The organism is Bisbaumannia salifodinae, assembly GCF_055388505.1.
Window position 1 is genome coordinate 4,237,706 of the sequence record NZ_AP043781.1, and the last position, 19,636, is coordinate 4,257,341.

Consider the following 19,636-nt stretch of genomic DNA (forward strand, 5'->3'; position numbering starts at 1 on the left):
TACTCCATCATGTGAAGTCTTTTCATTCCGTCGCCTGGAACTCGAGCCGGCCCTGTTTCACGTGAAACATGGCGACCGGGGTTTCCGGACGCCAGTGCCCGGCGAGTGCCTGGGGTTCGACACTGGTGATGAATGCTTGACAGTCCAGACTCGACAGCCAGTGGCAGAACATCTCGCGATGGCCCGCATCCAGCTCGGCGGGCAGATCGTCGATCAAATAAAGGCAGGTGCGGCCGGTCATGGCCTCCAGCACCCGTCCCTGGGCCAGTTTCATGGCACTGACCACCAGCTTCTGCTGGCCGCGGGAGAGCACCTCCACCGCCGGACGCCGCTTCAGGCGAATGCGCAGGTCGGCCCGCTGGGGGCCCTGCTGGGTAAAGCCCATCTGGCGATCGGTGCCACGCCCCTGAAGCAGGACCTCGGCCAGGGGCCGACGCTTGTCCCAGCCTCGGGAGTAACGGAGCTCCAGATCCGGCAAGGGCAGCAACTCTCTCAGGGTCTCCTCGAAGACCGGCAGAAAGTCACCCATATAGGCCTGCCGTAACTCGTCCAGACGCTCGCTCCAGCGCACCAGCTCATGCTCCCAGCTATCCAGGGAGCGAGGATCGATTCTATCATGCCTGAGCAGGGCATTCCGATGTTTCAGGGCCCGCCGCACGCCCTTCCACACTTCCATAAAGCCGTGTTTCACGTGAAACACGCCCCAGTCGAGAAACTCCCGACGCGCCGCCGGCCCGCCTTCCAGCAGGCGGAAGGCATCGGGGTTGATCAACTGTAGGGGCAGGGCCTCGGCCAGTTGTGCCAGACGGGCGATGCGTTCGCCGCCCAGGCGCAGCTCCAGCTCACTGGCATCGCGCTGCCGGCGCACCCCCAGGGCGAGATCGCCCCGTAGGCGCGCATGCAGGGTCAGGGCGGGCTGGTCGTGGGCAATGGCATGGCGAAGCTGCTGGGTGCGGAAGGAGCGCCCCATGCCCAGCACATGAATCCCCTCCAGCAGGCTGGACTTGCCGCTGCCGTTGGGGCCGAGGATCAGGTTGATCCCCGGCTGCGGATGCATCTCGAGGGGCTCGAGGTTGCGCAGGCCGCTGAAGGCGAGACGCTCGATGGCCATCGCCGGTGCTCAGCGACGCCGAGTCATAACAAAAAACACATTAATATCAATCAATTATAGCCGCATCGGCATAACCACATACATGGCATCGCCGCCGCCGGGCTGCTCCATCAGGGCGCTGCTGTTGGGGTCGGAAAGGGTCATCTGCACCCGGTCGTCGTCGACGGTGTTGAGCACATCGATCAGGTAGCCGACGTTGAAGCCGATCTCCAGGCTGTTGCCGCTGTACTCCACGGCGACATTCTCCTCGGCCTCCTCCTGCTCCGGGTTGTTGGCCATCACCCGCAGGTTACCCTCCTCCAGCAGCAGCCGTACTCCGCGGTACTTCTCGTTGGAGAGGATGGAGGTCCGCGACAACACCTGCCGCAGTTCGGCGCGGTCGGCCAGGAAGACCTTGTCGCCGCCCCGCGGCACTACCCGCTCATAGTCCGGGAACTTGCCGTCCACCAGCTTGGAGGTGAAGGTAAAGTCGCCGGTATGGGCCCGCACATGGCTGGCCCCCAGGGTCAGGGTGACCGGCTCGTCGCTGCCATCCAGCAGGCGCACCAGCTCCAGCACCCCCTTGCGTGGCACGATCAGCTTGTGAGCCGGCGAGACCTGGATATCGGCGGGCCGCGAGCAGACCGCCAGGCGGTGACCGTCGGTGGCCACGGTGCGCACCAGGTTGTCGCGCAGCTCCAGCAGCATGCCGTTGAGGTAGTAACGCACGTCCTGCTGAGCCATGGCGAAGGCGGTGGCATCGATCAGTTGCTTGAGCGTGCCCCGCGGCAGGCTCAGCTCGGTGTTGCCCTGCCCTTCCTCGATGCTCGGGAACTCCGCCACCGGCAGGGTGGAGAGGGTAAAACGCGAGCGACCGCTGCGCAGTACCGCCCGCCCCTCCTCCAGGGCGAAGTGCAGCTCGGCCTGGTCCGGCAACGACTTGCAGATGTCCATCAGCTTGCGGGCCGGCACGGTGGCCGCACCGGGTGCCTCCACCAGGGAAGCGGCGGTTCGCCCGATCAGCTCGACCTCCAGGTCGGTGCCGGTCAGGGCCACCTGCTGCGCCTCGTCTACCTGGATCAACACATTGGACAGCACCGGCAGGGTCTGGCGACGCTCCACGACGCCAGCGACCAGGGCCAGCGGACGCAGCAGGGCTTCGCGGGAGATGGAAAATTTCATGGGGGCTCCACTTGTCCTGGGATTGATAGCGGCCAATCATCGCGCCTTGCCTGGCGCCTGGCCTCAACTGGTCAGCAAACGCAGTAGGTTCTTGTAGTCCTCGCGGATATCCGCGCTCTCTTCCTGCAACGACTGCACCTTGCGGCAGGCATGCAGCACTGTGGTGTGATCGCGCCCGCCGAAGGCATCACCGATTTCCGGCAGGCTATGGTTGGTCAGTTCCTTGGCCAGCGCCATGGCGATCTGTCGCGGCCGGGCCACCGAGCGGGAGCGCCGCTTGGAGAGCAGGTCGGCGAGCTTGATCTTGTAGTACTCGGCCACGGTACGCTGAATATTGTCGACCCCCACCTGCTTGTCCTGCAGGGCCAACAGGTCCTTCAGCGACTCGCGGATGAAATCCTGGGTGATGGTCTTGCCCATGAAGTGGGAATCGGCGATCACCTTCTTCAGGGCGCCCTCCAGCTCACGCACATTGGAGCGGATCTTCTGGGCAATAAAGAAGGCCGCGTCATGGGGCAGCTCGACCTTGGCCTGGTCGGCCTTCTTCATCAGGATCGCTACCCGGGTCTCCAGCTCCGGCGGCTCGATGGCCACCGTCAGCCCCCAGCCGAAGCGCGACTTGAGGCGCTCCTCGACGCCGCTGATCTCCTTGGGGTAGCGATCCGAGGTGAGGATCATCTGCTGCCCCCCCTCGAGCAGGGCATTGAAGGTATGGAAGAACTCCTCCTGGGAGCGCTCCTTGCCGGCGAAGAACTGGATATCATCGATCAGCAGGGCGTCGACGCTGCGGTAGAAGCGCTTGAAGTCGTTGATGGCATTGAGCTGCAGTGCCTTGACCATATCCGCCACGAAGCGCTCGGAGTGCAGGTAGACCACCTTGGCATTCTCGCGCCGCCCGGCCAGGGCATTGCCCACCGCATGCATCAGGTGGGTCTTGCCCAGGCCCACGCCGCCATACAGGAACAGCGGGTTATAGGCGCCGCCGGGGTTCTCGGAGACCTGCCGGGAGGCGGCCCGGGCCAGTTGGTTCGACTTGCCCTCGACGAAGGTCTCGAAGGTGAAGTTGGGGTTGAGGCCGCTGGAGTGCTTGAGGCTGCCCTCCACCTGCACCTGGCGCTCGCCGCGCCGCGGGGCGTTCTCCTCGAGGGCCTCGATCTCCTTCTCGTCGGCATAGTCATCGCCGCGGGGCGGGGTCTGTACCGCCGGGGCGCTGGGCCGGCGCGGCGTGGCCGAGACCGGCGCGCCCAGGTTGCGGGGCTGCGGGTTGGGCACGCTGCCACGGCTGCCCACCGTGAGGCTCACCTTGGGCGGCTTGCCCGAGGCCAGCTCACGCAGCAGTTCATTGATGCGCTTGATGTACTTGTCGCTGACCCAATCACGCACGAAGCGGTTGGGAGCCAGCAGGCGCAGCTCATTGGACTCGCCTTCCTCCGCCTGCAGGGGACGAATCCAGGTATTGAACTGCTGAGAGTTCAGCTCGTCCTGCAGGTAATCCAGACACTGTTGCCAAAGAGCGACGGACACGCGACCTCACCATGCAGTTGTCGAATGACCGGCCATTGTATCGTCACCGGAGCGGGTTATCCACATGGATCCCGCGCCGCCGCGACCTGTGGACAACTTGCCCCCAACCCCTTGGCGGGTCGGGGTATGCTCCGTGGATCACCTGGGTCCTGTGGACGAATTCGATTTTCGTCACCAGTCCTTGCCCAGTTTCTCCCCCTCTTGCCGTCAGCTTGCCCACACCCTTCTATACGTTCTATATGGTTGATACATATTGGTTCTTAATGGTTATCCACAAAACTTTTCCCCAGTATTAATAACAACATCATCTAAAAGAACTAAATTATTATAGTTGATTGATCTCACTCGCCGGGGCCGGCCCTGCTTCACCGCTTCAGGCAGTGCCATCGAGAAAACCTGCGCTCCGGGTCGCGGAAAAATTGCACCGGGGCGGCGAATTCTCTAGAATTCCCGGTCTTGACCCGAAAGCTCCCGCGTAATCCGTCGGGGAAACCGGGCCGCTACTCTGACGTTCAGTCCAATCAACCACGTGGGAATCGAGAGTTATGAAACGCACCTTTCAACCGAGCGTTCTCAAGCGCAAGCGTGTGCACGGCTTCCGTGCTCGCATGGCCACCAAGAACGGTCGTGCCGTCCTGGCGCGCCGCCGCGCCAAGGGCCGCAAGCGTCTGAGCGCCTGATCGCGGATCACGCGTGTCCTGTCAGGGCTTTCCCCGGCGGCTGCGACTGCTGACGGCCGGGGACTATCGGCATGTCTTCGACCATGCGGACCTCAAGGTTCACGGCAAGGGGCTGATGGCCTTGGCCCGTCGCAATGACCTCGGTCATGCGCGCCTCGGCCTGGTCTTCAGCAAGAAGAATGTGCGGCGCGCCGTCGATCGCAACCGTCTCAAGCGACTGGTTCGCGAGTCCATCCGTCTGCAACAGCAGCGCCTGCCCGCGGTGGATATCGTGGTTCTCGCCCGCCGCGGGGCACATGAGCTGGATAATGCGACCCTGCACCGCCAGCTCCACGGCATGTGGCGACGCCTGGAAAAAGACGCGCGCAAGATGGCGGATGACACCGCCGGGTCCTGACCTGACACCGCCGCCGTCGCCGTAGCGGTGACGCCTTCAGCCTGCCTCCGGCAGGCTTTCGTGTGTCTCGGAGACGGCCTTGCACACACTTTCACTACCCACCGGGCAGGATCCCCATGGACGTAAAACGACTACTCCTACTGATTCCATTGGCCGTGCTCGCCTATCTGCTGATCGTGCAGTGGAACCAGGACTATGGTCAGGCCGCCCCCGAACCTGACGCCCCCGCCATCACCCAGACCGGTGATGCCGTCGCCCCCAGCGAGGATGGCCTGGCCGTGCCGGCAGCGCCCCGGGCAGAGGCCATCGATGGCGAGATGCCAGAAGCCACCACGGAACGCGGCAGCAGTCGCGAGCTGATCGCCGTGATCACCGATGTGCTGGATCTGCGCATCGATCCCCAGGGGGGCGATATCGTCTATGCCGCCCTGCCCCAGCATCGCCTGAGCCTCGATTCCGAGCGCCCCTTCGTGCTGCTCTCCGACAGCCAGGGTCGCAGCTATGTGGCCAAGTCGGGCCTGCAGTTGGAAGGCCATCAGGGCCGCATTCACTTCACCCCGGAGGAGACCGAGTACCGCCTGGCCGAGGACGAGGATCGCCTCGAAGTCGACATGCGCGCCGAGGTCAACGGCGTCGAGGTGATCAAGCGCTTCACCTTCGAGCGCGACAGCTATGCGGTGGATGTCAGCTATCACCTGGCCAACCAGGGTGAGACCCCGATCAGTGCCCGCTTTATCGGCCAACTGGCCCGGGATAACAGCCCCGACCCCACCAGCGGCGTGGCCATGGGCATGAAATCCTACCTGGGCGCGGCCTTCTCCACCCCGGAGTCCCGCTACGAGAAGGTCGACTTCGAGGACATCCAGAACGGCAACTTCGCCAACCAGGATGCCCAGGGTGGCTGGGTGGCCATCATCCAGCACTACTTCGTGACCGCCTGGGCGCCAGACCAGGAGCAGCAGAACCTCTATTACGCCACCACCGATTCCCGCGATCGCAACGTGGCGGCCTTCGCCGGCCCCAGCCAGACCCTGGCTTCCCAGGGTGAGGCGACCCTGGGCGCGACCCTCTACCTGGGGCCCAAGGTGCAGGAACGCATGGAGGCGATCGCCCCCAACCTGGAGCTTACCGTCGACTTCGGCTGGCTGTGGTTCCTGGCCAACCCGCTGTTCTGGCTGCTGGACAAGATCCACGACGTCCTGGGCAACTGGGGCTGGTCCATCGTGGTGCTGACCCTGTTCGTCAAGCTGGTGATGTGGCCGCTCTCCGCCAAGGCCTACAAGTCCATGGCGCGGATGCGCAAGCTGGGCCCGGAGATGCAGCGTCTCAAGGAACTCTATGGCGATGATCGCCAGAAGATGTCCCAAGAGATGATGAAGTTCTACCAGAAGGAGAAGATCAATCCGCTGGGGGGCTGCCTGCCGATCCTGGTGCAGATGCCGGTGTTTATCGCCCTCTACTGGATGCTGCTGGAATCCGTGGAGCTGCGCCATGCGCCCTTTATGTTCTGGATCCAGGATCTGTCGATGAAGGATCCCTTCTTCATCCTGCCGATCCTGATGGGCGCCTCCATGTTCGTGCAGCAGATGCTCAACCCGGCGCCGCCGGATCCCATGCAGGCCAAGATCATGAAGATGCTGCCCATCGTCTTCACCTTCTTCTTCCTGTGGTTCCCGGCCGGCCTGGTGATCTACTGGGTGGTGAACAACATCACCTCCATCGCCCAGCAGTACGTGATCACCCGCAAGATCGAGAACGACCCCAGCATCGGCAAGGGCATGAAGACCAAGGGCTAGCCCGAAGCTTCCCTGCCGACGACTCCCAGACCCCCGCCCCGGCGGGGGTCTGGCGTTTCCGGCCCGCCGCCACGACAATAGCCCCATCGCCGCAAGGAGCCCGACATGTCCACCACGTCCCTCTACCCCCAGGACACCATCGCCGCCCTGGCCACCCCCCCGGGGCGCGGCGGGGTGGGCATCATCCGCGTCTCCGGCCCCCTCAGCGCCCCCCTGGCGGAGGCCATCCTGGGCCATTGTCCCCGCCCCCGCTACGCCTACTATGGCCCCTTCCGGGGCGCGACGGGCCAACTCGACGAGGGCATCGCGCTCTACTTCCCCGGGCCTCACTCCTTTACCGGCGAGGACGTCCTCGAGCTCCAGGGCCACGGCGGCCCGGTAATCATGGACCTGCTGCTGGAACGCTGCGTCCAGTTGGGGGCGCGGCTGGCCCGCCCCGGCGAGTTCTCCGAGCGCGCCTTCCTCAACGACAAGCTCGACCTGGCCCAGGCGGAGGCCATCGCCGACCTGATCGATGCCAGCTCCCGGGCCGCCGCCGAGAACGCCCTGCGCTCCCTGCAGGGGGAGTTCTCGACCCGGGTCACGGCCCTGGTCCAGCGGCTGATCGAGCTGCGCATCTATGTGGAGGCGGCCATCGATTTCCCCGAGGAGGAGATCGACTTCCTGGCCGATGGCAAGGTGGCCGAGATGCTCGAGGGGGTGAGCGACGAGCTGGCGATGGTGCGCGGCGCCGCCGGCCAGGGTGCCCTGATGCGGGAGGGCATGAGCGTGGTGATCGCCGGGCGTCCCAATGCCGGCAAGTCGAGCCTGCTCAATGCCCTCACCGAGCAGGACACCGCCATCGTCACCGATATCGCCGGCACCACCCGGGACGTGCTGCGCGAGCATATCCATATCGACGGCATGCCGCTGCATATCATCGATACCGCCGGGCTGCGCGACACCCCGGACGCGGTGGAACAGATCGGCGTGGCCCGGGCCTGGGCCGAGATCGAGAAGGCCGACCGGGTACTGCTGCTGGTGGATGCCGCCACCACCGAGGCCACCGACCCCATGGCCATCTGGCCGGAATTCGTGGCGCGCCTGCCGGACCCTTCGCGACTGACCCTGATCCGCAACAAGATCGATACCAGCCGGGAGCCCCCGGAACTCGACTTATCCACAACCCCGCCGGTGATTCGCCTCTCCGCCAAGACCGGTCGGGGTGTGGATAACCTCAAGAGTCATCTCAAGGCGGTGATGGGCTATAGCGCCACCACCGAGGGGCGCTTCTCGGCCCGGCGCCGCCACCTGGATGCCCTGGATCGCGCCCGGGAGGCCCTGGAGAACGGCGAGGCCCAGCTCCACGGCCACGGCGCCGGCGAGCTGCTGGCGGAGGACCTTCGCGAGGCCCAGCAGGCCCTGGGGGAGATCACCGGTGAATTCAGCGCCGACGACCTCCTGGGCGAGATCTTCGGTAGCTTCTGTATCGGCAAGTGACCATCGCGCCGTCGTTATAAAGACCGCTCCTGGGCGAGATCTTCGGCAGTTTCTGTATCGGCAAGTGACCATCGCGCCGTCGCTATAAAGACCGCTGCTGGGCGAGATCTTCGACAGCGCCCCGCCGGTAAGTAAGCGCTTACATCTTGGTTATTCCGGTAGCCACCAGTCCGCCTGGTGGCGGGCCGGGGCCCCCCAGATGGCGGTGACCTGGCTCATCGCCTCCTCCACCGCCTGCTCCAGTCCCCAGGGCGGGTTGAGCACCAGCATGCCGCTGCCATACATGCCGTGGCGTTCCGCCCCCGGCTCCCTGAGACGCACCTCGCTGCGCCATACCTTGCGCAGGCCGCTCCCCTTGAGCCCCTCCAGCAGCTCCCGATGACGCCCCGCCGGCAGCAGTGGATACCACACCGCCACCACCGCATGCCGCGCCTTGCGCCCCACCCAGGCCAGGGTCGAGACCAGCTCGCGGTACTCCTCCTTGAGCTCGTAGCTGGGGTCGATCAGCACACAGAGCCTTGGCGTAGCCACTGGCAGCATGCGACGCAGTCCCGCCAGGCCATCCCCATGCACATGGCGAATCCGCGCATCCTCGATGCGCTCGTCCAGGTGGGCAAACTCGCCGGGATGCAGCTCGAAGAGGCTCAGGCGATCCTGCTCGCGGAGCCCCTCGGCGAGCCACCAGGGCGAACCGGGGTAGTGAGTCAGCCCGGCGCCGGGCTGAGCCGTGGCGAGCCGCTCCAGCCACGCCTCGAGGGCCCCCGAGGCGGCGCTACGGGCGCGCCATACCGGCTCGACCCCCTCGCGGTGCTCCTGGAGCTTGCGGGCCTCCTCGGCCTGGAGTGGGTAGAGCCCCCGGCCGGCATGGGTATCCACATACGTAACTGGAGAATCTTTACGTAAAAGATACTCCCGAAGCGTAACCAGGGTCAGATGCTTGTGCACATCGGCGAAGTTGCCGGCGTGATAGGCGTGTTGGTAGGCGAGCATGGCGGTTTCCAAGAAAAGGCCCACGGAATCGCTTCCGTGGGCCGGGATGCCGATCGACAGCGGGCTTACATCTGTTGCTGTATCGGGCTCAGGGTGATCTCGACGCGGCGATTCTGGGCGCGGCCCTGCTCGGAGGCGTTGCTGGCCACCGGCATGGTCTCGCCATAGCCCATCATGTTGAGGCGATGCATGGGAACACCGCTCTGGGCCAGGTAGTTGCCCACCGATTGGGCACGGCGCTCGGAGAGCCCCTGGTTGTAGCGATCGTCCCCGGTACTGTCGGTATGGCCGGCGATATTCACCCGGGTATCGGGGAAGTCGCGCAGCACCTGGGAAACATCGTTGAGGGCGGAGCGGGCGGTCGGGGTCAGCTCGCTGGAGTCGAAACCGAAGGTCACGCTGCTGGGCATATTGAGGATGATGTCGTCGCCGCGGCGATCCACCTCGATACCGGTGCCCTCCATGCTCTGACGCAGTTGCGCCTCCTGGCGGTCCATATAGGCGCCGACCCCGGCCCCGGCGGCGGCCCCCACGGCGGCACCGATCAGGGCACGATCGCGGCGGCTGGTGCTGCCGCTACCGCTCAGGGCCCCGGCCGCGGCCCCCACGGCGGCACCGATACCGGCACCGCTCAGGGTGCGATTACGATCGGTCTGAGAACCGTAGGGATCGGTGGTGGCACAGCCCACCAGCAGCAGTCCGGCTGCCAGGGGATAGGCCAAACGAAGCATCTTGGGCATAACGTAACTCCTAAACGTCGTGGAATGGCTGCCGATCACTCCTCTAGGGAAGCCAACAGCTCATTCAAGAATAATAGACCCTGAGGCGAGGCTTGCAGGCGGGCGTCATCTTCCACGAGAAGTCCAAGATTGCGGGCCCGCACCAGGCGCGCCTCCAGGGTCGCCCGAGATAGACCACTATGCGCCTCCCAAAGTGCCATGGGTACCCCCTCGGTGAGGCGCAAGGCATTCATGGCGAACTCCAGGGGCAACTCCTCGGCGTCGATACGGCGATGACCGGCGATGAAGCCCCGGGGATCCTCGCGACGACGCAGATAGGCCTCGGGCTGGCGGCTCTTCCAGCGCCGCTCGATGATCAGGCTGCCGTCCTCGGGGTCCCTGTGGCTCAGCTTGCCATGGGCGCCGGCGCCGATCCCCAGGTAGTCGCCGAAGCGCCAGTAGTTGAGGTTATGCCGGGCTCGGCGTCCGGGACGCGCATAGGCGGAGATCTCGTAGCGGGCGAGGCCGGCGGCCTCCAGGCGGGCATGGCCGGCATCCTGAATCGCCCACAGCGCCTCCTCCTCCGGCAACACCGGCGGCCGCGAGTGGAATTCGGTATTGGGCTCCAGGGTCAGCTGATACCAGGAGAGGTGACTGGGCGAGAGCGCCAGGGCCCGCTCGATATCCTCGAGGGCCAGGTCGGGGCTCTGCCCCGGCAGGCCATGCATCAGGTCGATATTGAGGTTATCGAAGCCGGCCGAACGCGCCTCCCTCACCGCCCGCTCGGCCTCGGCGCCGCCATGGATCCGCCCCAGGGCCTGGAGCTGGGCGTCCTGGAAGCTCTGCACCCCCAGGGAGAGGCGATTGATACCCGCCTCGCGATAGGCGGCGAAGCGCGCCTGCTCGAAGGTGCCGGGATTGGCCTCCAGGGTGATCTCGATATCCGCGGCCCAGGGCAGCGCCTCGCCCAGGCGGGACAGGAAGCCCCGGTAGAAGTCCGCCGCCATCAGGCTGGGGGTGCCACCGCCGATAAAGACGCTGACCAGCTCGCGTCCCTCGACCCGGGGCAGGTCCGCTTCCAGGTCGGCCAGCACCGCGGCCAGGTAGTCGCCCTCGGGCAGGCTCGCCCCGGCGTCGATCCCGTGGGAGTTGAAGTCGCAGTAGGGGCACTTGCGCACGCACCAGGGCACGTGCAGATAAAGCGACAGGGGCGGCAGGGGACGATTCATGCCCGCAACCGCTCCACCAGCTCGGCCATGGCACGGCCGCGGTGACTCAGGCGATTCTTCTCCTCGGCGGAGAGCTCGGCGGCGCTCATGCCGGCGCCCCGGGGCCAGAACAGCGGATCATAGCCGAAGCCTCCCTCGCCCCGGGGGTGGGCCAGGATCTCCCCCTCCCAACTGGCCTGGACGATCAGCGGCACCGGGTCCTCGGCGTGGCGCAGATAGACCAGCACGCACCAGTAGCGGCCGCTGCGCTGGCCCTCCGGCACCTCCGCCAGGGCCTCCAGCAGCTTGCGGTTATTGCGTTCGTCGCTCTTCGGCTCGCCGGCGAAACGGGCCGAGTAGATGCCCGGGGCGCCCTTGAGGGCATCCACCTCCAGGCCCGAGTCGTCGGCCAGGGCCGGCAGGCCGCTGAGGCGACACGCCTCCCGGGCCTTGAGCAGGGCATTCTCCACGAAGGTCAGCCCGGTCTCCTCCACCTCGGGGACCCCGAAGTCGGCCTGGGGACAGACGCGAAAGCCCAGCGGCGCCAGCAGCGCCTCGAACTCGCGCAGCTTGCCGGCATTACCGCTGGCCAGTACCAGGGTCTGGGGCTCGCTCATTAAATACTCCTCATACCGCTTAATTTATTCCGCCCACCGCCTGGCCCATAGGTTGGCGGATCAGGCTGACGACCCGCTCTATCGCCGCTGGCATCATGCCAGCGAGTGAAATAGGTCAATCGACCTCGCCTACCGCATGACCCATATGTTGGCGAATCAGGCCAACCAGGACCTCGCTGGCGTCCGGGGCCGTGGTATCCAGATGCACCAGATGGCAACGCTCCTCCTCGGCGAAGGGCTCCCGGGCGGCCAGCTGCCGCTCCAGCACCGCCAGGCCCGCCTCGGAGGGATCGCCGCCGCGGCGGGTGCGCTTCTCGATGCGCCGCCGCAGGGTCGCCTCGTCGGCCTCGAAGCTGACGATCAGCTGCGGCAGGCCGCGGGCCTCCGCCTCGTGGCTCAGCAGGTCCCGCTGCCAGCGGGCCAGGCAGGTGGCATCGATGCACACCGGCAGGCCCGCCTCCAGCAGGGTGCCGGTCAACCGGGCCAGGCGCTGGTAGGTACGCCGGCTGGCCTCGGGGGCATAGATATCCACATCACTGCCGCGGCTATCGGCCAGGGGCGCGAAGCCATAGAGGCGCTTGCGCTCCACGTCGGAGCGCAGCCGCACCGCGCCCAGGCGGCGCACCATCTCGCCGGTGAAGCGACTCTTGCCGCTACCGGAGACCCCGGCCCCCAGCACCAGGTAGGGAAAGCGGAACTCCGCATAGTCCTCGGCCAGGCCCAGGTAGTGATCGATTTCGGTCAGTATCGCCTCGCGCTCGTCGCCGCCGACCTGTTCCAGACGCAGCGCCGCCACCTTGACCCGTACCAGGGCCCGGTAGAGCTTGTAATAGCCCAGGGCCCTGACCAGGCCGTAGTCGCCGGAGAGCTCCAGGTAGCGATTCAGGGCATGGTGAGCCAGGGCGCGCTCGTCCCGGGCCTCCAGGTCCATCAGCAGGAAGGCCAGGTCACAGCCCACGTCGCTCCAGCGCAGCGCATCGTTGAACTCGATGCCGTCGAAGAGCAGCGCCCGCCCCCGGTGCTGCACCGCGTTGCCCAGGTGGATATCGCCGTGAGTCTCGCGCACGAAACCCTGAGCATGGCGCTCGGTCAGGACCGGCGCCAGGCGCGCCTGAGTCTCCTCGACCAGGGCCTGGAGTCGCTCCAGGCGAGTCAGGCGGGCCTCCCCCGGCAAGCGTGGGGCGATCAGGGTGAACTCCCGGGCGAGGATCTCGGCGGTGGCCTCGGCCCCGCCCAGGGGATTGTCCGGGGCGATGCGCGCGGCGCTCTCGTGGAATTCCACCAGCTGATCGATCAGGTCGTCGATCAGCTCCAGGGAGAGGCTGCCCTCCGCCTGGAGGGTGCTGAACAGGTGGCGATTGCTGAACTGGCGCATCTTCACCGCGTACTCGAAGGGCGCGCTGGCATCGTTGACCCGCGGCGCCTCCGGGGTACCGGAGATGGGCACCGCCGCCAGGTAGAGGCTGGGCGCCAGGCGCCGGTTGAGACGCACCTCCTGTTCGCAGAGCCGGCGGCGCTGCGCCAGGGTCGAGAAGTCGAGGAAGCTGCCGAATTCCAGCGGCTTCTTGATCTTGTAGGCGTAGTCACCGGTGAGCAGGATCCACGAGATATGCGTCTCGTGGACCTCGACGCTCGTGACGTCATGGTCGTAGCAGGCCGGGTCCTGCAGGGCCTGGATCAGGGTCTCGCTCACCGTGACACCTCCTGACGACGGGTTAGCGCTGGGCCAGCCGGGCGAAGGCCCGCTCGGCGGCATCCAGGGTGGCCTGGATGTCCTCCGCAGTATGGGCGCTGGACATAAAGCCCGCCTCATAGGCGGACGGCGCCAGGTAGACGCCCTCGTCGAGCATGGCCGAGAAGAAGGTGCGGAAGGCCGCCGCATCGCAGGCGGTGGCCTGGGCGAAGTTGTCGACCCGGGACTGGCCGGTGAAGAAGACCCCGAACATGCCGCCGGCGCGCTGGGTGATCAACTCGATGCCGGCCGCCTTGGCGCGCTCCTCGAGGCCGCTGCAGAGGGTCTCGACCCGCTGGGCCAGGGCGTCGTGGAAGCCGGGCTCGCGCACCTTGGTGAGCAGGGCGATGCCGGCGGCCATGGCCAGGGGGCTGCCGGAGAGGGTGCCGGCCTGGTAGACCGGCCCTAGGGGCGAGATCTGCTCCATGATCTCGCGCTTGCCACCGAAGGCCCCCACCGGCATGCCGCCGCCGACGATCTTGCCCAGGCAGGTCAGGTCCGGCGTGATGCCGTAGTGGGCCTGGGCGCCGCCCAGGGCGACCCGGAAACCGGTCATCACCTCGTCGAAGATCAGCACGCTGCCGTGACGGTCGCAGACCTTGCGCAGCCCCTCCAGGAAGCCCGGCAGCGGCGGGATGCAGTTCATGTTGCCGGCCACCGGCTCGACGATGATGCCAGCGATCTGCTCGCCCAGTTCGGCGAAGCAGCGCTCCACGGCATCCAGGTCGTTATGCGGCAGGGTGATGGTGTGCTCGGCCAGGGAGGCGGGCACCCCCGGGGAGCTGGGCTCGCCATGGGTCAGGGCCCCGGAACCGGCCTTGACCAGTAGGGAGTCTGAGTGGCCGTGGTAATCGCCCTCGAACTTGACGATCTTGTCGCGGCCGGTATAGCCCCGGGCCAGGCGGATCGCCGACATGGTGGCCTCGGTGCCGGAGTTGACCATACGCACCAACTCGATGCTGGGCAGGATCTCGCAGATCAGGTCCGCCATGGTGGTCTCGATGGCGGTGGGGGTACCGAAGGAGAGCCCCAGGTCGAGGCGCTCGCGCACCGCGCCCAGCACCTCCGGGTCGGCATGGCCGGTGATCATCGGGCCCCAGGAGCCCACATAATCGATATAGCGCTGGCCCTCCACGTCGAAGAGGTAGGCGCCCTGGGCCCGCTCGATAAACACCGGCGGCCGCTCGAGGCCCTTGAAGGCACGCACCGGCGAGTTGACGCCCCCGGGGATATGACGGCAGGCCTGTTCGAAGAGCTGTGCGGAGGTGGTCATGGAAGCCTCTCGTGATGAATTGTGGATAACTATCTGGATAGTGCGGATAACTTTCGTGAGCAGCCTGTGGATAAGCGTTTAACAGGCGCTTAGCCGCCGATTCAGCTCGCGGACGCTGGCCTCGATATCGGCGGCGGCGAACACCGCTGCCACCGTGGCCAGCAGGTCGGCGCCGGCACGGCGGGCCGCGCCGATGGTCGCGGCGTCGATACCGCCGATGGCCACCCGGGGCAGGCCGATGGCCGCCGCCTCGCCCAGCAGGTCGAGGCTGGCGGGGGGCGCCTCGGGCTTGGTACGGGAGGCGAAGAAACGCCCGAAGGCCACATAGCTGGCGCCCTCCCGGGCGGCCCGCTCGGCGAGTGCCAGGCGACCGTGGCAGGTGGCGCCGATGATCGCCGCGGGGCCCAGCCGCTCGCGGGCCTCGGCCAGGGCGCCGTCGCCCTGACCCAGGTGCAGGCCGACGTTGGCGTGGCCCTCCCGGCGCAGGCGCTCGGCCAGGGCGGTATCGTCATTGATGATCAGCGGCACTTCATGGTCGCGGCACAGGGCCGCCAGGGCCCGGGCCTGACGGTGGCGCTTGTCGGCGTCCCTCGACTTGTCGCGATACTGGAGCAGCGCCAGGCCGCCGCGCAGGGCCGCCTCGCAGCCGGCCAGCAGGCGCGCGTCGTCGGGCAGCAGCTCGGCATCGGTGATCGCATAGAGGCCGCGGGCCCAGCTAGGGTTGTGCATAACTACTCCGCCGTGAGGGTCCAGTCGGGGTGGCGCCACAGGCGCCGCGGCAAGGCCTGGGCCTCGCCCGGGCGCCAGCCATGCTTGAGGGCCTGCCAGGTGAAGTCCTGGGCCTGTTCGCAAGCGCCGGCCAGGGGTTCGCCCACCGCCAGGCGGGCCGCCAGGGCCGCCGCCAGGGTGCAGCCGGAGCCGTGGTAACTGCCGGCCAGGCGCGGCCACTGCCATTGGCGATCATTGTCCGGGGTATGCAGGGTGTGGACAACCCTGTCCGCGGCCTGTCCCGCCTCGGGGCTGTCGGTGCCAGTGACCAGGATCGCCTGGCAGCCCAGGGAGAGTAGCTCCACGCAGCGCTGGGTCTCGTCCTCGAGCTCGGGGCCGGCCAGGCGCGCCAGTTCGTCGCGGTTGGGCGTCAAGATATCCACAAGGGGTAGCAGCCGCTCGCGGAAGGCATCCACCAGTTCGGCTGTGGATAATTCTCTGCCGCCGCCGGCCTTGAGCACCGGATCCACCACCAGGGGCACCCCGGGGTGGCGCTTGATCACGTCCACCACCGCGTCCAGGGCCTCCAGGCTGGCCACCAGGCCCACCTTGATGGCCGCCACCCGGAACTCGCCCAGGGCCGCCGCCATGCTGCGAATCTGCTCGCCGGCGCAGGGCAGCACCGCCGCCACATCGGCGCTGTTCTGCACCGTCAGGGCGGTGGGCACGGTCAGCGCCCAGGCACCGCAGGCGGCGATGGCCTCGCTGTCGGCCACCAGGCCGGCGCCGCCGCTGGGATCATGGCCGGCCAGCACCAGCACCACCGGCAGCTCACGGGTCTCGTTCGCCGCAGCCATCAGAACGGCTTCACCACGGCGAGGATCACCACCGCCAGCAACACCAGCACCGGCAGCTCGTTGAAGACCCGAAAATAGCGGTGGGACTTGTCACTGGTGCCGGCGGCCAGCTTCTTCATATGCGCCAGGCAGACATGGTGATAGCCCACCAGCAGCAGGACCAGGGTCAGCTTGGCATGCAGCCAGCCCTGGCTCAGCCAGCCGGGCGCCAGGTAGAGCATCCAGCCACCCAGCAGCAGCACCGCGATCATCGAGGGGGTCATGATGCCGCGGTAGAGCTTGCGCTCCATCACCAGGAAGTAGTCGATGGCCTGGCGATCCCCCTGATCCCGGGCCATGGCGTGATAGACGAACAGACGCGGCAGATAGAAAAGGGCGGCGAACCAGGTGACCACGGCGATCAGGTGCAGGGCCTTGATCCACGGATACATAGCGACTCCAGCAGGGGGATGGTCGACCTCAGCGCGGAGGCCGAAAACGATAGTAGAGCTCGATGGCTTCGCGGGTGATGATACCGGAAATCCGCCGCCCGGGTGGTGCCACCGGGTTCTCCACATAGAGCGCATCCACGTCGTGCTGGTCGAGGCGCTGGAAGGCCTCGGAGAGGGTCGCCTGCACCGGGATGGCAGCCATGTCCAGGCGCTGGCCCGGCACCTCCAGGAGGTCGATCTGCGCCTGGTCGGCCCAGCGCGGATCGAGCAGGGCCCGGGCCAGGTCCGCCGCCTTGAGGGCCAGGGTCGGCTTATCGTCCGTGGAGCGGCGAATCACGATCCAGCTCGGCTTGTGATCCAGCAGGGCCTGGGCCTCGTCGTGACTGACCTGGCGCAGGGTCACCGCCACCCGCGACTCCATGACCGCCGGCACCGAGACCCGGGAGAGGGCCTGCATCAGCGGCTGCTGCAGGGGGTGCAGGCCCTGGCGAGTGAGGGTCACGAAGAGCCCATCGCAGCGCCACAACTGACGCGCCGTCAGCCCGGAAATCACCACCGCCAGCATCCCCGGCAGGATGATATTGGGGTTATGGGTCAGCTCCAGCAGCGCCATCAGCGCCGCCAGGGGCGCCTGGAGCACGGCGCCCATCATCGCCGCCATGCCCAGCATGGCGTAGAGCCCCGGGTCGGCGGCCGCCCCCGGCCATAGCCAGGCCCCCAACAGGCCACTGAGGGCCCCGGCGGCGGCGCCCACCACCAGCACCGGCCCGATGATGCCGATGGGTACCCCACAGGCCAGGGTGAAGGCGGTCAGCAGCAGCTTGCCCACCACTAGGGCCAGCAGCACGTCCAGGGCCAGCTCGCCGTTCAGCGCCAGGGCCAGGCTGTCGTAGCCGATCCCCTGCACCTGGGGATACCACCAGGCCAGGGCGCCGGTGGCCCCCCCCGCCAGCAGCAGGCGCAGCCAGAAGGGCAGCCCCGCCAGGCGTTCGCCGCTACGGGCCACGCGGATAAAGGCCCCCGCCAGCAGGCCGATGACCAGGGCGGTGACCACGATCCAGGGCAGGTTGCTCAGCGATTCCAGGCTGAGGATGGGCACCTGGAAGGCCGGTTCGGCGCCATACACTAGTTGGGCCACCACCGCCCCCATGGTGGAGGCCAGGATCACCGGCATGAAGCCGGTGATGGTGTACTCCATCATCACCACTTCCATGGCGAAGATGACCCCGGCGATGGGCGTATTGAAGGAGGCGGAGATACCCGCCGCGGTGCCGCAGGCCACCAGCACCCGCAGGCTGTTATGGGGCAGCCGCAACAGCTGGCCGATGCCGCTGGAGGCGGCGGCCCCCAGGTGGATGGCCGGCCCCTCGCGCCCGGCGGAGAGCCCGCCCAGCACCGCCACGGCCCCCACCCACCACTGGTTCAACCAGTTGCGCAGCGGAAAGCGTCCCTGGTGCTGGCTGAGGCGTTCCACCACATGGCCGACCCCCAGTTTGCGGGCCGCCACCGGCTGACAGCCGAGCCCGGCGCCAATCAGGGTGACCGCCAGCAACGGTAGCAGGGCCCGCAGCCAGGGCTCCAGGGACTCGAAGGCCTCCACCCCGCCGGCCGGCATCAGCGCCAGGGCGCCGCCCTCCAGCAGCAGACGAAAGGCCACCATCACCCCGCCGGTCAGGAGGCCCGAGACCAGCCCCAGCACACAGAGCTGGGGCAGGGCATCGACACTGGCCAGCTGGCGTCGGAAGGCCTCGAGGCTGGGACGGGGCAGGCGGAGTCGCGGCAAAGGAGGGCCTCTAAGAGTGGGGTGGCAGGCCCTAGAGATGTATCATAAAGGCAGGCTTTCGTCAGATTCGGTCAAGAAGGAGTGCATCGTGATCAAGGTTGGTATCGTCGGCGGCACCGGCTACACCGGCGTCGAGCTGCTGCGCCTGCTGGCGCAACACCCCCAGGTCGAGGTGACCCTGATCACCTCCCGCTCCGAGGCGGGCGTCGCGGTCAGCGACATGTACCCCAACCTGCGCGGTCACTATGATGACCTGGCCTTCGGCGAGCCGGACCCCGAGCGCCTGGCGGCCTGCGATGCGGTCTTCTTCGCCACGCCCCACGGGGTGGCCCATGCCCTGGCCGGCGACCTGCTGGCCCGCGGCACCCGGGTGATCGACCTCTCCGCCGACTTCCGCCTCAAGGATGCCGAGGAGTGGGCCGAGTGGTATGGCCAGCCCCACGGCGCCCCCGAGCTGCTCGAGGAGGCGGTCTATGGCCTGCCGGAGGTCAATCGCGAGGCGATCCGCGGCGCGCGCCTGATCGCCGTTCCGGGCTGCTACCCCACCGCCGTGCAACTGGGCCTGCTGCCGCTGCTGGAATCGGGACTGATCGATGCCCAGCACGTCATCGCCGACTGCAAGTCCGGGGTCACCGGGGCCGGCCGCGGCGCCAAGGTGCCCTCGCTGCTGGCCGAGGCCAGCGAGTCCATGAAGGCCTATGGTGCCAGCGGCCACCGCCACCTGCCGGAGATTCGCCAGGGCCTGACCCGGGCCGCGGGACAACCGGTGGGCCTGACCTTCGTGCCCCACCTGACGCCGATGATTCGCGGCATCCACGCCACCCTCTATGGCCGCCTCAACGGCGAGCCCGGCGACCTCCAGGCGCTCTTCGAACGGCGCTTCGCCGACGAGCCGGCGGTGGACGTGATGCCCGCCGGCAGCCATCCCGAGACCCGCAGCGTCAAGGGCAGCGATATCTGCCGCCTGGCGGTGCACCGCCCCGGCGACGGCGACACCGTGGTGGTGCTGGCGGTGATCGACAACCTGGTCAAGGGCGCCTCCGGCCAGGCGATCCAGAACCTCAACCTGATGTTCGGCTTCGACGAGATGGCCGGCCTCGGCGCCCCGGCCTTGATGCCCTGATGTGGCATCCTTGCATGTCGAGGCCCGGGGCTATCCTGGGGGCAGGT

General features: G+C 67.3%; 18 protein-coding genes. 5 read left to right on the forward strand and 13 right to left on the reverse strand.

Translation table 11 applies throughout. The features are described from left to right. Positions 1-22: 22 nt before the first annotated feature. The 3 genes from recF to dnaA form a co-directional block, all read right to left on the reverse strand. Complete coding sequence (gene recF, locus ACZ5EF_RS19810) at positions 23-1,111, reverse strand: DNA replication/repair protein RecF (protein WP_346060848.1); 1,089 nt, start codon at positions 1,109-1,111, stop codon at positions 23-25. A gap of 54 nt (positions 1,112-1,165) precedes the next feature. Then, positions 1,166-2,272 carry a DNA polymerase III subunit beta gene (gene dnaN, locus ACZ5EF_RS19815; RefSeq protein WP_346060847.1) on the reverse strand — a complete coding sequence of 369 codons (1,107 nt, stop codon included), beginning with the start codon at positions 2,270-2,272 and terminating at the stop codon, positions 1,166-1,168. A gap of 63 nt (positions 2,273-2,335) precedes the next feature. Beyond that, positions 2,336-3,796, reverse strand: a complete 1,461-nt coding sequence (dnaA, locus tag ACZ5EF_RS19820) for a chromosomal replication initiator protein DnaA (protein ID WP_346060846.1) — start codon at positions 3,794-3,796, stop codon at positions 2,336-2,338. 545 nt (positions 3,797-4,341) lie between these two features. Between dnaA and rpmH the strand changes: the two genes are divergently transcribed. The 4 genes from rpmH (at position 4,342) to mnmE (ending at position 8,148) form a co-directional block, all read left to right on the forward strand. After that, on the forward strand, positions 4,342-4,476 hold the full coding sequence (gene rpmH, locus ACZ5EF_RS19825; RefSeq protein WP_010626003.1) for a 50S ribosomal protein L34: 135 nt from the start codon (positions 4,342-4,344) through the stop codon (positions 4,474-4,476). A 13-nt stretch (positions 4,477-4,489) separates the two neighbouring features. Next, positions 4,490-4,873, forward strand: coding sequence for a ribonuclease P protein component (rnpA, locus tag ACZ5EF_RS19830; protein WP_346060845.1), 384 nt, complete (start codon positions 4,490-4,492; stop codon positions 4,871-4,873). Between the two features lie 116 nt (positions 4,874-4,989). Next, positions 4,990-6,669: a membrane protein insertase YidC gene (gene yidC, locus ACZ5EF_RS19835; protein WP_346060844.1), complete on the forward strand. Its 1,680-nt coding sequence runs from the start codon at positions 4,990-4,992 to the stop codon at positions 6,667-6,669. Positions 6,670-6,774: 105 nt separating this feature from the next. After that, positions 6,775-8,148, forward strand: a complete 1,374-nt coding sequence (mnmE, locus tag ACZ5EF_RS19840) for a tRNA uridine-5-carboxymethylaminomethyl(34) synthesis GTPase MnmE (protein ID WP_346060843.1) — start codon at positions 6,775-6,777, stop codon at positions 8,146-8,148. Between the two features lie 150 nt (positions 8,149-8,298). Here the strand turns inward: mnmE and ACZ5EF_RS19845 are convergent, their stop codons facing one another. The 10 genes from ACZ5EF_RS19845 to ACZ5EF_RS19890 form a co-directional block, all read right to left on the reverse strand. Then, entirely contained in the window at positions 8,299-9,138 is an 840-nt protein-coding gene (locus ACZ5EF_RS19845; RefSeq protein WP_346060842.1) for a 23S rRNA (adenine(2030)-N(6))-methyltransferase RlmJ, read from the reverse strand. A gap of 65 nt (positions 9,139-9,203) precedes the next feature. Further along, positions 9,204-9,878, reverse strand: a complete 675-nt coding sequence (locus ACZ5EF_RS19850; protein WP_346060841.1) for a YiaD family glycine zipper/OmpA-like lipoprotein — start codon at positions 9,876-9,878, stop codon at positions 9,204-9,206. A gap of 35 nt (positions 9,879-9,913) precedes the next feature. Next, positions 9,914-11,086, reverse strand: a complete 1,173-nt coding sequence (gene hemW / locus ACZ5EF_RS19855; RefSeq protein WP_346060840.1) for a radical SAM family heme chaperone HemW — start codon at positions 11,084-11,086, stop codon at positions 9,914-9,916. Beyond that, a complete protein-coding gene (rdgB, locus tag ACZ5EF_RS19860; protein ID WP_346060839.1) occupies positions 11,083-11,682 on the reverse strand; it encodes an RdgB/HAM1 family non-canonical purine NTP pyrophosphatase in 600 nt (199 codons plus the stop codon). The genes hemW and rdgB overlap by 4 nt, the downstream gene beginning before the upstream one ends. A gap of 115 nt (positions 11,683-11,797) precedes the next feature. After that, positions 11,798-13,375, reverse strand: a complete 1,578-nt coding sequence (locus ACZ5EF_RS19865; protein ID WP_346060838.1) for a bifunctional aminoglycoside phosphotransferase/ATP-binding protein — start codon at positions 13,373-13,375, stop codon at positions 11,798-11,800. A 22-nt stretch (positions 13,376-13,397) separates the two neighbouring features. After that, complete coding sequence (hemL, locus tag ACZ5EF_RS19870) at positions 13,398-14,687, reverse strand: glutamate-1-semialdehyde 2,1-aminomutase (protein WP_346060837.1); 1,290 nt, start codon at positions 14,685-14,687, stop codon at positions 13,398-13,400. 78 nt (positions 14,688-14,765) lie between these two features. Further along, positions 14,766-15,416, reverse strand: coding sequence for a thiamine phosphate synthase (gene thiE, locus ACZ5EF_RS19875; RefSeq protein WP_346060836.1), 651 nt, complete (start codon positions 15,414-15,416; stop codon positions 14,766-14,768). A gap of 2 nt (positions 15,417-15,418) precedes the next feature. Further along, positions 15,419-16,252 (reverse strand): bifunctional hydroxymethylpyrimidine kinase/phosphomethylpyrimidine kinase, encoded by an 834-nt coding sequence (gene thiD / locus ACZ5EF_RS19880; protein WP_346060835.1) that lies wholly within the window; start codon positions 16,250-16,252, stop codon positions 15,419-15,421. Further along, the gene (gene hemJ, locus ACZ5EF_RS19885) at positions 16,252-16,683 is read right to left on the reverse strand and encodes a protoporphyrinogen oxidase HemJ (RefSeq protein WP_346060834.1); all 432 of its coding nucleotides are present in this window, start codon (positions 16,681-16,683) and stop codon (positions 16,252-16,254) included. Before hemJ ends, thiD begins: the two co-directional genes overlap by 1 nt. A gap of 28 nt (positions 16,684-16,711) precedes the next feature. Next, positions 16,712-18,466 carry a chloride channel protein gene (locus ACZ5EF_RS19890; RefSeq protein ID WP_346060833.1) on the reverse strand — a complete coding sequence of 585 codons (1,755 nt, stop codon included), beginning with the start codon at positions 18,464-18,466 and terminating at the stop codon, positions 16,712-16,714. Positions 18,467-18,554: 88 nt separating this feature from the next. Between ACZ5EF_RS19890 and argC the strand changes: the two genes are divergently transcribed. Further along, positions 18,555-19,589 carry an N-acetyl-gamma-glutamyl-phosphate reductase gene (gene argC / locus ACZ5EF_RS19895; RefSeq protein WP_346060832.1) on the forward strand — a complete coding sequence of 345 codons (1,035 nt, stop codon included), beginning with the start codon at positions 18,555-18,557 and terminating at the stop codon, positions 19,587-19,589. Positions 19,590-19,636: the final 47 nt, after the last annotated feature.

Bases quoted from the DNA above. Each gene is read 5' to 3' on its own strand.
- thiE (WP_346060836.1), bottom strand. From the start codon at position 15,416: ATGCACAACCCTAGCTGGGCCCGCGGCCTCTATGCGATCACCGATGCC.
- rdgB (WP_346060839.1), bottom strand. From the start codon at position 11,682: ATGAGCGAGCCCCAGACCCTGGTACTGGCCAGCGGTAATGCCGGCAAG.
- recF (WP_346060848.1), bottom strand. From the start codon at position 1,111: ATGGCCATCGAGCGTCTCGCCTTCAGCGGCCTGCGCAACCTCGAGCCC.
- hemW (WP_346060840.1), bottom strand. From the start codon at position 11,086: ATGAATCGTCCCCTGCCGCCCCTGTCGCTTTATCTGCACGTGCCCTGG.
- hemL (WP_346060837.1), bottom strand. From the start codon at position 14,687: ATGACCACCTCCGCACAGCTCTTCGAACAGGCCTGCCGTCATATCCCC.
- ACZ5EF_RS19850 (WP_346060841.1), bottom strand. From the start codon at position 9,878: ATGCCCAAGATGCTTCGTTTGGCCTATCCCCTGGCAGCCGGACTGCTG.
- dnaN (WP_346060847.1), bottom strand. From the start codon at position 2,272: ATGAAATTTTCCATCTCCCGCGAAGCCCTGCTGCGTCCGCTGGCCCTG.
- yidC (WP_346060844.1), top strand. From the start codon at position 4,990: ATGGACGTAAAACGACTACTCCTACTGATTCCATTGGCCGTGCTCGCC.
- thiD (WP_346060835.1), bottom strand. From the start codon at position 16,252: ATGGCTGCGGCGAACGAGACCCGTGAGCTGCCGGTGGTGCTGGTGCTG.
- ACZ5EF_RS19845 (WP_346060842.1), bottom strand. From the start codon at position 9,138: ATGCTCGCCTACCAACACGCCTATCACGCCGGCAACTTCGCCGATGTG.
- mnmE (WP_346060843.1), top strand. From the start codon at position 6,775: ATGTCCACCACGTCCCTCTACCCCCAGGACACCATCGCCGCCCTGGCC.
- hemJ (WP_346060834.1), bottom strand. From the start codon at position 16,683: ATGTATCCGTGGATCAAGGCCCTGCACCTGATCGCCGTGGTCACCTGG.
- rpmH (WP_010626003.1), top strand. From the start codon at position 4,342: ATGAAACGCACCTTTCAACCGAGCGTTCTCAAGCGCAAGCGTGTGCAC.